Genomic DNA, 15,281 nt, shown 5'->3' with positions numbered 1-15,281 from the left:
TATGATATTACCTTATCCTTCCTTTTCTGTCTAGCCAACAAGCTTCTTTATTTATGTTAAAATAAACAAGTCCTTTCATTCATGAACTCTAATGATGAATCTATATATTCGTGTATTTTTTAATTACATATACTATTTTTTCAATACAATTAAGGAGGCATTACATTCATGAGCAAACTAATTTTCTTTCTCGGCGGGGCCGGAAGTGGCAAGACCACACTAGCCAAAGCCCTTTCCCGTAAACATAAAGCTGCTTTCTTCGATATGGATATTCTGCTTCGTCCCGCGGCTGAGGCGATCATGACCCTTCAGGGACTTGATCCATCCGACCGAGATTCGCCTGAATACAAAAGGTTGTGCCGTGATCTTGGGTACCGCATTACGATGGACGCCGCTCTGGATGACGTTCAGTTGGATATCGATACGATCGTTGTGGGGCCATTTACCAAGGAAATCGGTACCTCTGACTGGATCGAGCAGGAACTCGCACGGATTGGACGTTCTCTGAAAGATACGGATGTGCGTGTGGCCTATATTTATTTAGAGAATGAAGCATTGTATCACAAGCGGATCTCAGCAAGAAAATCCCCACTAGATGAATGGAAGTTAGCCAACTGGGATGCCTTCACAGCTTCTCTCGTCCGTAAAGAGATAGCCTGGCCGCTCCCTGCTTCATCCGTCGCTTATATTGATAATTCCAGTGATGATCCTGCCATTGCCTATGCTGAACTTGAACGACGGATGTACGAGTAAAAAGAATCACAGGCTCAATCTTGCTTTGGTGATAGGTAGAATAAACACTTCTCTCGCCAACTTCTGACTCACTTCTAACACGCTAACGAATCTCAGGCACCTTATTACCTGGTTTGGACTAACATGAAAATTCTAACGAACCTCACTAACGCTAAACTGGAGCAGACAAGTGAAAATGGGCAAAAACGGGCTATACACGAAGTGATAAGGTGTCTCAGATTCCTTACGATTTCAATCTAACTCATATGCTTGGAATAGGGTGCGTCAGGTTCGTTAACTTTCCAAAGAGTGCCCAGCTATGAAGCCAATTGTGTGCCAAAATGCTTCTGAATGCTATTCAAATGTGATCTGAATGAAAGCTGTACACCGATCACATATACACATATCTAACAAAATCAAAAAAGGGATCCGTCTCACCAAGCCTAGCAGGCTGATGAAACCGATCCTTTTTTCCACTAAATATCTCCTCATAACACATGGAATAGACGAAATCCGCTACCCCAATTAGACGTCAGACATCAGCTGAGAAAAATGCTTTACATTCCCCCATTGCCCTACCATTTACCCATCTAAGCGCTTAGCACAAAATATACTCTTTTCCCTATCCGCGCTGACGCGCCGCATGACGTTCAGCAATACGAGACGTAATTAATCCGTGACTCTCATCGATTTCTTCCGGTGTACACGCGGCTTTCAGCTCATATACTTTCACCGGAGAACGGTCGATAACATCCAAAAACGAATCAAAAAATGTCATGTCTTTACTATGGATGTATGGACACCAATGATCTGCCAACCCTACGGTTTCATGAATATGCACGCCAACCACGTGATCAATCAACGCGTTAGCCTCACGTACATTATCGTACAGCCCCATTCGATCCATCATCATACCGTGACCAATATCGTACCAAAGACCAAGCGGCGCGCCCTTCATTTGTCCAATAATCGTTCCCGCTTCGTTCAAAGTCGGCATCTGATAACAGCGTGAACGGGTCTCAATACCGAAATTCACCCCGTATCCTCGCTGCTCAGACAAGTCACATACCTTTTCCAGACTCTCCTGAATCCGGCTCAGGTAATGTGCGCTGCCATCTTCCCGCTTCTCCAGCATCTCTTGCCATAAAGACTGATATGCCGGTGAATCCGGCCCCTGATCGTGGTATATCTTTTTCAACGCTTCATCTATATTGTATTCAAAAGGAACCTCACCCGGATGTACAACAACAGCCTTGGCCCCATAACGATGTGCGAACTCGGCTGAGCGAAGTAACAGTTCTATCGCCCGTTTGCGGCGCGGCTCATCATCGAACCCAAGCAAGACGGAATCCGTCCCGTAATCCGGATGAGCCACATGCGGGAATGTATTATGCACACTGGATACACCGATCTCGCCCCGTTCAATCATCGGTTCTATCGTCTGCAGCATCTCTTCCGTTACGTTGTAATTCAGTTCCACCTGTTTGAATCCAAGAGACTTGATCTCCTCGATCATACCTTGTCCAGTCGTATGACGTTTGATATTCCAACATGTTGAGAACGAATATTCCTGTTTGTCCGTATACATACTTGGTCCTCCTGTCTCTCATTCTATCTCCCATTCATATTCCATTTATCTCTATCTATATAAGTTGAACCAATAAACTTTACACTAGATCACTCCAATTGCAGTACCATCTTCCGATCGCTGTTATCCCCTGATTTTTTTGATCCCCTTCTCCAAAGGGAAAAATCCGGTGATAGCTTATGCTTCCGATGCAGCTTTCTTGCAGAAAGCTTTCAGGCGAACGCTCCGCTTCTTCAGATCGGTTCTGCACTCTTCGTTCTCGTGTAAATGTTCAGTTCATCTTATATACCTATTCATTCCTCTAATCGTTGTCTTCACGGAAGGTCAGTTCAAATCTCATCTTGTTTGCAGTCTTCCCAGGCACATAACGATAGATGATCTCCGCATGATTCACGTACATTAACACGGATGGTTCAGGTGCTTCAGCCTTCACGGTACACGCAAGTCCAGGGAACTGCCATAACACTGGTGTAATATCCTGCTGACGAAGGAATGGCCCTCTGATTTCAAAATAAACGTCGATCCCTTCCGCCGTATCCAGCTCCACATCAATGGTTAACGAATCTGGCGTGAGATCCGCATCAAACGTTATTCCGCGCAGATGGCTGTTCCACCCCTCGCCTACCTCACGGCGGATCAAGCGAAGATAATAACGTTCCCCCGTCTCCGTCTGCCAGTGGATCGTAGCTGGATGCATCTGTCCATTCGTATTCACACTTCCCGACATGGCCCCGATCATCCGGTCCTCACCAATCCAGGCTTTGGCTGTACACAAATTCCGATTGGACGTTGGATCATTGCGCTCACACAGTTCCATAAATTGTTTCTGCACAAGCCGATCTTCTTGATGAGCCTTGAAATACGGCACGGCTTCAGCGGGCACATCCACCCCAAGGAGCGCAATCAATGGATCATGGCCTGACTCACAGTTGATTCCTGCCAGATATTCATACCCTCCTCCAAGCAAGAGATAGATAAATACACCGATCGAACTATGCTCTCGCATCTCCATGTCGTACGCCCGGGAGAACGGGCCGGAGAGATTCTCCAAGTTGGCATTATAATATAGCGCAATGTTATTCCACAGCCCATGTTCAATCCGGTGTCCAATTTCGATCAAACGTTCCGTGAGTCCATACTTTCGATACATGCCAAGCACGGACAGATCCACTCCGTAATACGTTGTCGTATTGAACTCGGCGAATGTACCGTCGTATTGTTCGAACTCCTTCATCAATCCCTCCGCCTGTTCATCCGAATGCCGAATCCATTCTGTCCGGTTCAAGCGATGGCCGTAGTAGTGGGTAATGAAAATATGCATTAACTCAATATTCGTATTCATGGGAATTACGTCGGATAACCTGCGTTCTATTGACCCTTGGACAGCCAACTCCATTGCATGGTCCATACGTTTCATGAGTGTCTCCGGCATAAGTTCGGCGAATTCGGCAGTTACGACCACACAGACACAAGCGATAAACTCGCGCCAGTTGGGATCATAGCTGATCCAGATCGGTGGCAGAACCTGATTCACTGCCGAATAAAAAAGGTGTTTCAGTTGTTTGGGGTCTGCTGCCTCTGTTAGCAGAGAACCCTCTTCCTGTAGTTTATGGATAAACTGCGCAGACACCTTCTCAAAGGTGCGTTCCAGGAAATAGGCCGTGCCTGGCGCAAAAGATTTCCAAGCATAGTGACCCGCTGGTGGATGCACATCAGTTGGTCGGGTCGCGAAGGTTCCGTGATAGATCTCATCCGGAGCGTCATATTGAACATCGAGCACCTTGTGGAACACTTGTATCGCGCGTTCCACATCACCAGGCTCATTTCGAATCAACAACCCGAGCGCATAATGTGCACTGGCTCGTGTGCTGTGCTGCGATGAATCCTCTTCTTCGAAACTCCGAAGCAGATCCAGTTCCTTATCATAGAAGCTATCCATCATCGTCATGGACTGATTTACAAGATACTGCTGCTCTTTCGACATCTTTTCTACCATTCGTTGTGTCATTTCATGCAACCTCCCGAGACTATAGGTGCGTGTTCAAAAAGATCAGTTTTCAGTACCAAGAAGATGGAATTAAGCTAGAAATGGAGTAGCGGAGCGTAGGACAACTACGTGAGCAACTACAATGTTTCCGAAGGAAACATACTTCGTAAGCCTCCCGCTTATTTCGGCTAAATTTCATATTCGATGCTGATGATGCCACTAGGCATCATTCGTAATCAAAAGTGAACTTTTTGAACAACCTCTATTAACCTTTTACAGCACCTACCATTACGCCACTGATAAAGTACCGCTGCAACCACGGATACACAAGCAGGATCGGTAACGTGGAGAATATAACACTGGCTGCTTTCAGACTCTCAGGCAGGACCTGAACGGCGCCAATGCCTTCGTTCTGCATCAGTTCTGTAATCTGGTTTTGCTGAATCATCTGATACAATTTCAATTGCAAAGGGTACAGCTCAGGCTTCGTAATATACATGAGTGCATCCTGGAAACCATTCCACCGTCCTACCGCGTAGAATAGGCTAAGTGTTGCCATAACCGGAAGGGATAGCGGCAAGATGATGCGCATAAGTGTTCCAAAGTGGCTGCTTCCATCAATGCCTGCTGCTTCTTCCAGACTTTCGGGAATACCTCTGAAGAAGGTAATGAGGATAATCATATAAAAAGGACTAATCAACCCAGGCAGAATAAGTCCCCATGTGCTATCGAGTAAATGCAGATTTTTGATCAGAATGTACTCTGGGATAATGCCGCCACTGAAGAACATCGTCACCACAATAACAAGCATGAACCATTTGCGCCCTTTCAGATTACTCTTCGCCAGTGGATAAGCTGCTGCAATGGTCATCACCATGCTTAGTACCGTACTCAGGACGGTAAGCCAAATCGTATAGATGAGGGAACGAATCATCGATCCATCTGCAAATACTTTGGTATACGCCTCAAAGGACAATTCTCTGGGGAAAAAGGAAACTTCTCCTGAACCGATCGCCCGGTTTGAGCTGAGCGAGATCGCAATAATATGAATGAATGGTGCAAGACACAGCACCATCGTAATGACAATAAGAATGACGTTTACCGTGTTGAATATTCGATTCGCCGTGTTTTCAGACATCTCACTCACTCCTTACAGATCATATGTGAATCAATCCACTACATAATGCTCTCATCGGTCAATTTCTTGGACGTATAGTTCGCTCCGAGTATGAAGACAAGTCCAACTAAAGCCTGGAACAAACCTACAGCCGTTGCTAGCGTGACCTGACCGGATTGTAAACCGACACGATAGACAAACGTGCTTAGCACATCCGAGTATTCACGTACAGCCACGTTACCGATAATAAATGGTCGGTCGAAGCCGATAGAGATCATGTTGCCGACATTGATGATCAATAAGGTAACAATCGTTGTTTTGATGCCTGGCAAGGAGATGTGCCAGATTCTGCGTAGCCGACTTGCTCCATCCACTTCTGCCGCTTCATACAGCTCACGGTTAATCCCTGTCAGAGATGCCAGATACAGAATCGTACCCCAGCCTGCACTCTGCCACACACCTACCGCAAGATACGTAAAGAGCCAATAGTTTTTGTCTGAAAGGAAAGGTAATGGATCAAATCCCATGCTCATCAAGATATTGTTAATGAAACCGGATTGCGTACCGAATACCTGAAGTACGATCCCTCCAATAATGACCCACGAAATAAAGTGAGGAATGTACAGTAAGGTCTGTGCCAACTTTTTGAACCAGGCCTTCTTCAGCTCAAACAATAAGATGGCCAGTATTAGTGGCGCCGGGAAAGAAACCAGTAGATCCAGCATGTTTAGCACTAACGTGTTGCGTAATGCAGTGTAAAACCCCTGATTTTGAAACACTTCTCTGAATGCATCCAAGCCAATCCACTCACTACCAGAGATCCCTTGAAAGAAGTTAAAATCCTTGAACGCAATCTGCACGCCATACATTGGCCCATACTTGAAAATAATGAAGTAGATCATGGGCAGTAGGAGCAACGCATATAGTTGCCAATTTCTGCGGAAATAGATGCTTGTTTTCATAAACCTTCCCCCCATGTCATTCAGGACTCTTCATCAAGGCGATGTTGCCATCGCCCTAATGAAACCCCTGTTCTTTGTTGTCATACACATTAGATGTGATCTCTACTCTACTTATTTCATCGCTTTGTAAGCTTCTGTACGTTCATCCAGGATTGCTTGGCCACCGCTCGCCATGTAATCCTTCATCATGCTGTCATACGTGGCTTCAAAATCAGCGGGTTTGGAAATGGTTGTTTTCACGAAAAACTCCATAAACTTGTCTTTCAAGCCGTTACCGTAACGTGCTTCCGCATCAATCGGTTTAGAGAAACGTACCGGTTGAATGGTGTCCGTGTTAGAGATCGCTACCGACTTGCGCATATCATCCCGATACTTCGACTCTACCTGAACGACGTAGGCCTCTTCATTTTTCTTGTCATCCCCAACGTATTTACCGTTCACGATAATGGCAATGTCACCGGAATTATAGATACGGCCTGCAATTTCAGGAGAAGCATCATCTTTGATCAGTGGTACCCCATCCACAAGTTCGTAGTTCTCGTTTTCAACACCGAATTGCAGATCGAACAGGTTGTTGCCCGAAGCCATCCAATCAAGATACTTCATCGCGGCTTCCGCATTTTTGCTCGATTTCGGGATCATGACATACATCGCATTGGGTGCATATGCCGGTTTGGCGAATTTGCCTTCGGAGTTTTTGAATGCATCAATTGGTGTCATCACTGCACCCGGTTGATTGGTTTGCAGGTTTTTGTACGTACCGGAGATATAAATCTCTCCCGCATCCTCGGTGTAGAATCCAACTTTTCCGTTAGATACATCTTCCCATAGCTTTTTCTTGTCTTTGTCGAGTCCAAAATCCTTGCTCATTAATCCTTCATTATAAAGTGTGTTCATATATTTCAGGGCGTCCTTGAAACCAGGCAACAACGTTGGATAGTCATTGGAACCCAGTTGCTGCGTTAATGTATATTTCTGTTCTTCCGTCAGCGGTTCAATGAATGACCAGATCAGTGGTTCATATTGAGCCGAGGCAATGGACATTCCCATCGGAATAAGTCCTGTACCGACTTTACCCGGATCTTTTTCCTTAAAGGCCTTCAGTGTTGTATGCAGCTCCTCAGCTGTCTCAGGTGAAGGTAATCCGAGTGCGTCCAGCCAGTCCTGACGAACATAGGATGCGTACTTGCCAAGTACAAGACGTTTACCTGGAACCGCAAACTGTTGTCCATCGTATTGACCGTAGGCCAGCGTTTCATCTCCCAGGAACTTCTTCAGGTTAGGACCACTTTGATTGATCAGATCCGTAAGTTCGGTCAGACCTCCTTGCTCTGCATACCGGTTGAATGTTCCCGAATCGTAGGTAAAGACGATATCAGGTACTTCAGAGCCACTCGCCATCAGAACGTTAAGTTTCTGTACTTCCTCCGAGCGTGGTACCGGAACAAACTGAACATCGATGTTGTTTGGATCACCAAACTTCTCTTGAATGAAGCGAGTCAGATAACTGTCCGAAATGGTGTAGCCCGCCGGAGTGTTTCCCCGATCGAAGATTTCTACTTTCAAAGTTGTTTTTTCCCCCGAACCCGAATCTCCAGATGAAGATGTTGATTCGCTTCCTGACGAACATGCAGATAATAATAGAGTGAATGCTGTTACCACTGCGAGGATTGAACTTGCCTTGCCTGCCTTACGTCTTTGAAATAATCTCATTTGACCTTTCCCCTTTCGCACACTCTCTGATATGGATTCACATGATTGCCACTCCACTTTGTTCATCCCATTTTGTTGCATCTGTGAATGTCACTAATCATTACATACGATCTGGTATTTAGACAATAAACTATTTTCAAAATGTGAAATTCACGTTTTTTAAGTTAAATACCGCGATATATAAACATATTTCCTGACAATATGCAATTTTCACACCTTTAATGTTAACTTTAATAACATATTGTGTTGTATTCATTTTGGTTTCTCATAGACAATCTGGCATCACCCAGCTTGCAATAATCTTTTTTCCATTAAATCTCCCTTCAAAAAATGAAAAAGAGACCACATCTTATGTGATCTCCTTGTTTAGCAACACGTGTGAACGATTCCACGCACTAATTCCTCGGCGGAAGATTAAACTTCACTTGACCAAACAACGTATCGATGGCATTTCCCGCAAATTGATCGATAACATGTTCGTTGCTTGAGTCCGTATGTTCCAAAATCAACACATTATACTTCTCATCATAATGCATTCCGCCCAAAATAAATCGTACAGGAATGTTCTGAGCCACCCCTGCTTTCGAAATGGCCTGAATAAGTTCGGATTCATGCCTTTGTTGACTTGTCTTGTAGGTACCAACAGGTATAGTTATCGTATATGACGAGTCATCTACATGAAATGTAAATGTGTTGTTGTTTGCTGTAATGGTAACCCCTTTACTGATATCTACTGACCCCCATACTTGCTGTCCGTGTTTGTACATCATCTTCACTCCTGCCCTATTAATCTATGAATTGTCATAATGCTAGTATAGGACATTCGTAAAATTCCTTAACAACATACCAGCTAACTGGCCTAAGATCGTGGTTGAACATCCAAAAAAAAATCTCCTGCAAAGGACAATAAGGGACAAAACCTTATTGCCTCATACAGGAGATTTCATAGATATCTCTAGGATTATTGGATTTCACCCGATACTCGGATGTTCTAACACATGCAATTCCGTTATTGATCCCCTTGTTTTCCACTCTGCTTGCGGTAGTCCCCTGGTGTCACGCCCATAATCCGTTTAAATACTCTGCCAAAGGAGATGGCATTGGCATAACCCACTTGCAGAGCAATATCCTGAACAGCCATATCGGATGCAGACAACAGACGGCAGGCCTTTTCGACCCTCAGTTTCACCAGAAAATCAACAAACTTCATCTCAAACTCTTCCTTGAACAGATAACTCGCATATTTGCCCGAGATTTGGAACCGATCACTCAGATGTTTCAGCGACAGATCCGGATCATCAAAATGCTCTTCAATATATATCCGCAGCTCGTTGATCATCGCGCGATGACTTTTCGTTTCATTCACAGATACATAATTGCGATAAACCTCTTTAAGCCACTTCTGCAAAATCTCTTGAATCCCCTCCAGTGTCTCCACCTGCTGGATATCACTGCGAAGACGAGTCAGGATTTCCTCGGCAAATTGGCTTTGCAAACGCTCAGACAGTTCCCCGAATTCACGGGACAACATCTGGATTAATGCCTGCAGCAACATGCGAATATCGTTATCTGTAATCTGATCTTCGCTGAACGCAACAAACATCTGATCCAGCTGCGTTCGCCAACCATCGCCGGTTAGTCTGAATTCACGGACAAAGTCTGCGAGCATCTGCAAATACTTGTACGATTGCAGCTCAATACGATCCGGCAGTTGCTCACTGAGAACGATGGCATCTTTACCAAGGGTAAGTCTATGCCGCAAACCCATATCTGCACTCGCATAGGATCGAGTAATCTCCTCCCAGCCCGATACGGTTCGTCCAATCCCGAACGTAAACCGTAGGCGGAAGTTTTCCGCAATCCACATATGCATCTGCTTAGCCAGATCCATAAGCAATTCACGATCCAGTCCTTCCTGCTCATCCGACGCAATCACCACAATAAGCCTGCGGTTCCCAAACCATTCAGCCCAACCGCCGAACTGGGTCTCATTCTGCACAAGTTCTTCCACTACGTTCATGAGCGCAATCTTCAGAATATTCTGATTGGTCGAGAGATCGTCACCATTCATCTCCGCAATGAGGACAGCAACACTCTTCGGTTCCATGAATCGTTCCTCTAGCGGTTGCAGATGGCGAAGTCGCTGACGGAACGAATCCATTCGCTCTCCTTCCATCAGATCAACAAGCAACTGTCTGCGATGAATCAGCAAGTTTTCATGATGTTGTTTCTCATAGTCAACCGTCTGAGCAATCAGATGTTCCAGCGCACGGTCGATGAGTGCCAGTTCATCCTTGACGGATGGTGCTGCTTCATCCTCCTCGGCACGTGGCTGTAACGCCTGAATTCGATTCATGATGAGCTGGATGGGCCGCGTATTTCTGCGCGTAATGTAGATTAGTCCCGCCACTGCACCAACAATCGTTAATAATCCAATACCGATCCACACATAAGAGACGAGTGATACCCATGAATACAGCTGTCCGGATTGAATGCCGCTCTCAAAGACCAGACCAAGCTTGTCCGCAGTCACACGATTAAGGATTTCACCTGCAGAAGGGTCCATTTGATGCGCGGTATAGATCAGATTGTCGCTCTTATCCCGAACCTGAAGAACAGATAACTTTTCATTGGTCATGTTATCAATCTGCCGTTCCACTGCATACATGCGGATGGTAATGACGAGCAGACCTTCCCCGCCCCACGGCAAAGGAAGCCACTTATTCATGCTAATCACCTGTGAAGGTACGTCGAAGGAACGTTCCTTATAATCACGTGGCAAGTTCCAACCAAGATTCTCCCGATCTTTCAAGGCTTGCTCAATATAGGCGCGATCTTCAAAATCTTCCAAACGCATCATGCCTCTGGGCGTAAGAATCTGGGAATCGGACATGCGATAGAGATAAATGGATTGAATCATATCCTGCTGATCCAGCATACGTCCCAGCCCACTTGCTGCATCATAGATGAATTGACTCGATAATTGTCCCTGTCCAGCTTCCAGAAAGCGACTATATGTTTTGTTCGCACCAATGTCTTCAAGCAAGCGAAGTTCAATGTCGCTTAGCGATCGCTCCAGTGTATCCAGGATATAGCGGGTGGAGATCATGTCGGCTTTTTGCGTTTCGTTACGTGAGAGTTCGTTGACAATCAGGAAGGAGAGAAAGATCAGAATGGAAATCGTAAGCAGAAAAATAGGAAAATACGAATACATCAACTTGGTGTGCCAATTCCGCTTCAGATTTACTTTCATAGGCTCCAACTCCTTCCATCTCTATTCTAATGAGTATGCTCTTCTCTGTTCTTTGGCCTGCCTGCTGACGATATACAGAATCACTGATCCTAGTGCCGCACTGATCGTGCAAGCCAGATACATCAGTGATGGACCGCCGGAATCGAGTAAATATCCGTTAAGCATATTACCAACAATTCCGCCCAGGCCAGCAAACACCATGTTAAATAAACTTTGTCCTGTGGCTTGCATCTCCCGTCCCGTAACGGAAGCCACATATTCCACTGCTGCGATATAGAAGAATCCGAAGGATAACCCATGCAGCACCTGAACGCCAATCATGACCTCAGGTGTCGGCCATAGCCATTGTATCCCCCAACGTAACATATACGCCCCGGCTGCAAGCAGCATCGTCCGTTCATGTCCCCATTTTCGGAGTATGAATGCTGCTGCCAACATGGATGGAACATTGGTAATCGACGCCAGCAACAGTGCTGTACCCGTCATGGTCACAGAACCGCCAGCCATCTGAAATGAAATAACAAAAAAGGAGTTAAACGCAGTGAGCGTTTGGTTAACCAGGAAACAACCTGTTAGAAATAGAAGGAATGTCCGGTTTCGGAGCAATCTTGCCAAACCTACGGAGAAGGTTACCGAGGACGAGGAGATACTCGTCTGCCGGGGAAGTGTACTTGCCAGTATAGCGCTCAGAATGTTAAACAGGAGAAATGGCAGCCATAACATGTGAATGGAAAACTGGGAGAGATACATCCCTGCGGCAAATCCACCAACTCCCGTTCCTATGCTGCCGAAGAGTCGGATCATGCCATATGAGGTATTGGCTGCTCTCGCGGCGGTAACCGCATAGGAGTCAGCCACGGGTATTTGAGTCACTTGGAATATAGTGCATAAAGTATAAATCAATATTAATATAAAGTACACTTGAATATTGTAGAAATACGCTAACGATGCAGGAACAAGCAGGCTTATCACCAGTACGAAACGTGTCTTTTTAAACTTATCTACCAGAATTCCCCATATTGGTTGAAGAATAATGGATACGAGTGTGCCAAACGCCATAATAAATCCGGTTTCTTTACTTGAAAAACCTTGTGCAACCAATATGGGATTAATGTACGGGTTAAACATCCCCCCGGCAAGCCCCATAAACAGATATAGGCCCTGTAATTGGAGTAAAACACGTTTTGCATCATTGGAATCGGCTTTTGTTTTCTCTGTGTAAGCCTTCATATGTCTACTTCTCATCCGGATCTCCATCCTTTATTTCTGTAGTTGCTTCGCCTATTCTCTATTTTTATGTGCGTGTCAGATTCGATTTGATTGCAGCCAATGCCCCGATTGCTCCTGCTTTGTTCCCCAGTTCAGCTACAGCTAAAAGTGTAGGCAGAACGGTGTAACGTTGGAGGCGTGTGCGCACTTCATTTAGATAATAGGATGGGTTGGATGCAGCTACGCCACCACCGATCACTATAATGGAAGGATTGAGTAAAGTCGTAATATTCGCCAGACCTCTAGCCATATAACGCATAGGCAGTTCCAGAATCTCAAGTGCAGCAACATCACCTGATTCGGCTGCTCTGAATACATGTCTGGCTTCAATCTGTTCCACTTCCCCTCCTGCCAGACTCATAATCAGGGATAAGGAACTCCCCTTTCCAGCAGCAAAATAACGCCTCGCCTGTTCGGTAATTCCCGTACCTGAAGTCACTTGCTCAAATACGCCAAAGGAATCTGCATCAGCAACATAACCGGTATGAAGCCCTTCGTCTCCTGCAATGAAATGCCCAATCTCACCTGCTGCTCCATTCTGGCCGCTATAGAGCTGTCCATTCAGGATAAGAGCAGATCCAATGCCTGTTCCAACCGTGACCATTACACAGTGTTGATGTCCCTGTGCTGCCCCTTGATCATATTCTCCCATTGCGGCCATATTCACATCATTATCCAACATGATATTCCCGCTGTAATACTTCGCAATAACAGGGCGAATATCTAGCTCAGGCCACTGAAAAGCTGGAGCATTTCGCAGTATTCCCTCCTCCTGCAAAATCACACCAGGGAATCCCAAGCCTGCACCGTTAAGTTGATCCAGACTGCATCCAACTTCGCGGCAGAATGTTTCCAATTCAGCGAATAACCATCGGAAGAACTCATCCGGCTGATCACTGGCAAGCGTAGGCAAGATTCGTTCATGAACTTCATTTCCAGCCTGTTGTGATGACAAGAGCATTAATGTTTTGGTGCCTCCAATGTCAATACCTGCAATCCAGCCGGATGGATCACCTCCAACCGTACCATCCTGATTGGACTGATAATTATTACTTACGTTTTTCACTGATTCTGTCATCCCTTTTCCCTCCTCACATGTTGTATATCCAATCTCTTATTCCATGGCTTCCTGCTGAAGGTTCAGCATCGTTTGTTGTATGGCTACCTGTACCGCACCAGTGACAACAGCCTGCTCACCAAGTTTGGAACAGATTAACTGTGGTTGCACAGGGAATTGCTCAGAGATGATCTGCCTCAGTAAAGGCAATAACACATCACCGTTCCCTCCTACACCTCCGCCAAGCACAATGAGATCCGGAGCAAGCACAACGCTAATCTGACGCAGAGCGGAAGCAATCTTCTGGCTGTATTGTTGTAGAATGTCTAACGCCTCTACTTCTCCACTGCGCGCAGCTTCAAATAACTTCTCGGGAGTCAGGTGTCTGTGAAGATCATCTGCAACTACATCTGCACCCGAATCTGCAGCCTCCAATAATAGTTCATCATGCTGATCTAGATAATCTTTCGCCAGTTGCATCAGACCATCAGCGGACAGCACTTCCTCCAGACGTCGGCCATCGTCCACCAGCATCTCCGCGATCTCTCCAGTTAAGCCACCTAAACCTCGAAGCAGTTGGCCATGTACCATGATGCCAGCGCCAGTCCCTGTACCGATGGAGAAAAAAACAAACAAGGGATATCCTGCTGCTGCACCACTCCGATACTCCCCAAGCGCTGCAAGGTTCACATCATTTTCCAGAATTACTTCACAGGGAAAAGCTCCTGACAACGACTCTAAAGAGAAAGCTTCTTCCAGACCCACTAAAGGGTCCACAATACGATGGATACGCCCTGAATCAGGCAGCACTACGCCTGGTATACCGAACCCGATGCACTGAATCTGATCCCAGTTCAGATGATTCTCTTCAAGCAGTTCGTTCATATGGCTTCGAAGAAGCTCCAACATCGTCGCTTCTGCTCGCTCATAAGCTTCTTGAACAACCATGGGATATGTTCGATAGGCAATGATCTCTCCATTCAGATCGGATAATGCAATCCGAATACGTGTTGCGCCGATATCTATACCACAGACATAATAAGCCGTTTCGTTGAAACGAATGAGGGTTGCTTTTCGACCTTGAGCGTTGTCAGCTGGCCCCATTTCCCTCACCAGATTACGGTCAATCAGATGTTCGACTGCCAAAGATACTGTTGGTTTACTAAGTCCGGTCTGACGGCTGATTTCCGCTCTCGACATGGTTCCCTGAGTTATGAGGGCATCCATAATGAGATTTTCATTCAGATTGCGGATATACTGCGGTGTGCCAGCCATGTTATCGCCTCCTTTTATAGTCAGCATTTTTCATAATTCGATTAAAGTCGCTCTCGGGTACAAAATATAGACGAATAACACCGTTTCGATCTATATCTTGCTGATTGTAAAACGCTCTTGGAAATTATGCTAAATACTTAGTTAGTTAAGTTTATTAACAAATTGATTAAATTCAATATATCATCGTGTTTGGTAGGTGTACAGCTTTTTGTCATTGCACTCTTTTAGTAGAAAGTTTTACTAGAAAGAACCAACCTTCACCTGTAACACAAAAGCCTAATAAAGGAATTATTATACAATAATAGACGTTTATACATTTCCGAAACAG

Annotated in this window: 11 protein-coding genes; 1 reads left to right on the top strand and 10 read right to left on the bottom strand. The window is 45.4% G+C overall.

Annotated features, from left to right (window positions below; genetic code table 11):
* Positions 1-168 precede the first annotated feature (168 nt).
* Positions 169-753: a P-loop nucleotide/nucleoside kinase family protein gene (locus tag BS614_RS16880; protein ID WP_074094806.1), complete on the top strand. Its 585-nt coding sequence runs from the start codon at positions 169-171 to the stop codon at positions 751-753.
* A gap of 601 nt (positions 754-1,354) precedes the next feature.
* Here the strand turns inward: BS614_RS16880 and BS614_RS16875 are convergent.
* The 10 genes from BS614_RS16875 to BS614_RS16830 all read right to left on the bottom strand — a co-directional run bounded on the left by BS614_RS16875 (position 1,355) and on the right by BS614_RS16830 (position 14,953).
* Positions 1,355-2,320, bottom strand: coding sequence for a sugar phosphate isomerase/epimerase family protein (locus BS614_RS16875; RefSeq protein WP_074094805.1), 966 nt, complete (start codon positions 2,318-2,320; stop codon positions 1,355-1,357).
* A 301-nt stretch (positions 2,321-2,621) separates the two neighbouring features.
* Positions 2,622-4,328 carry a hypothetical protein gene (locus BS614_RS16870; RefSeq protein ID WP_074094804.1) on the bottom strand — a complete coding sequence of 569 codons (1,707 nt, stop codon included), beginning with the start codon at positions 4,326-4,328 and terminating at the stop codon, positions 2,622-2,624.
* A gap of 244 nt (positions 4,329-4,572) precedes the next feature.
* On the bottom strand, positions 4,573-5,445 hold the full coding sequence (locus BS614_RS16865) for a carbohydrate ABC transporter permease (protein ID WP_074094803.1): 873 nt from the start codon (positions 5,443-5,445) through the stop codon (positions 4,573-4,575).
* 38 nt (positions 5,446-5,483) lie between these two features.
* Positions 5,484-6,386 carry an ABC transporter permease gene (locus BS614_RS16860; protein WP_062834078.1) on the bottom strand — a complete coding sequence of 301 codons (903 nt, stop codon included), beginning with the start codon at positions 6,384-6,386 and terminating at the stop codon, positions 5,484-5,486.
* A 111-nt stretch (positions 6,387-6,497) separates the two neighbouring features.
* On the bottom strand, positions 6,498-8,099 hold the full coding sequence (locus BS614_RS16855; protein ID WP_074094802.1) for an extracellular solute-binding protein: 1,602 nt from the start codon (positions 8,097-8,099) through the stop codon (positions 6,498-6,500).
* Between the two features lie 395 nt (positions 8,100-8,494).
* Positions 8,495-8,869 (bottom strand): hypothetical protein, encoded by a 375-nt coding sequence (locus BS614_RS16850; RefSeq protein ID WP_157116103.1) that lies wholly within the window; start codon positions 8,867-8,869, stop codon positions 8,495-8,497.
* 239 nt (positions 8,870-9,108) lie between these two features.
* On the bottom strand, positions 9,109-11,352 hold the full coding sequence (locus BS614_RS16845; RefSeq protein ID WP_084174571.1) for a helix-turn-helix domain-containing protein: 2,244 nt from the start codon (positions 11,350-11,352) through the stop codon (positions 9,109-9,111).
* Positions 11,353-11,373: 21 nt separating this feature from the next.
* Positions 11,374-12,597 (bottom strand): MFS transporter, encoded by a 1,224-nt coding sequence (locus tag BS614_RS16840; protein ID WP_240661826.1) that lies wholly within the window; start codon positions 12,595-12,597, stop codon positions 11,374-11,376.
* A 49-nt stretch (positions 12,598-12,646) separates the two neighbouring features.
* A complete protein-coding gene (locus BS614_RS16835; RefSeq protein WP_074094799.1) occupies positions 12,647-13,699 on the bottom strand; it encodes an ROK family protein in 1,053 nt (350 codons plus the stop codon).
* 36 nt (positions 13,700-13,735) lie between these two features.
* Positions 13,736-14,953 (bottom strand): ROK family transcriptional regulator, encoded by a 1,218-nt coding sequence (locus BS614_RS16830; protein WP_074094798.1) that lies wholly within the window; start codon positions 14,951-14,953, stop codon positions 13,736-13,738.
* Positions 14,954-15,281 lie beyond the last annotated feature (328 nt).

This window comes from Paenibacillus xylanexedens (assembly GCF_001908275.1).
Classification (GTDB): domain Bacteria; phylum Bacillota; class Bacilli; order Paenibacillales; family Paenibacillaceae; genus Paenibacillus; species Paenibacillus xylanexedens_A.
This window is presented reverse-complemented; position numbering and strand designations above follow the sequence as displayed.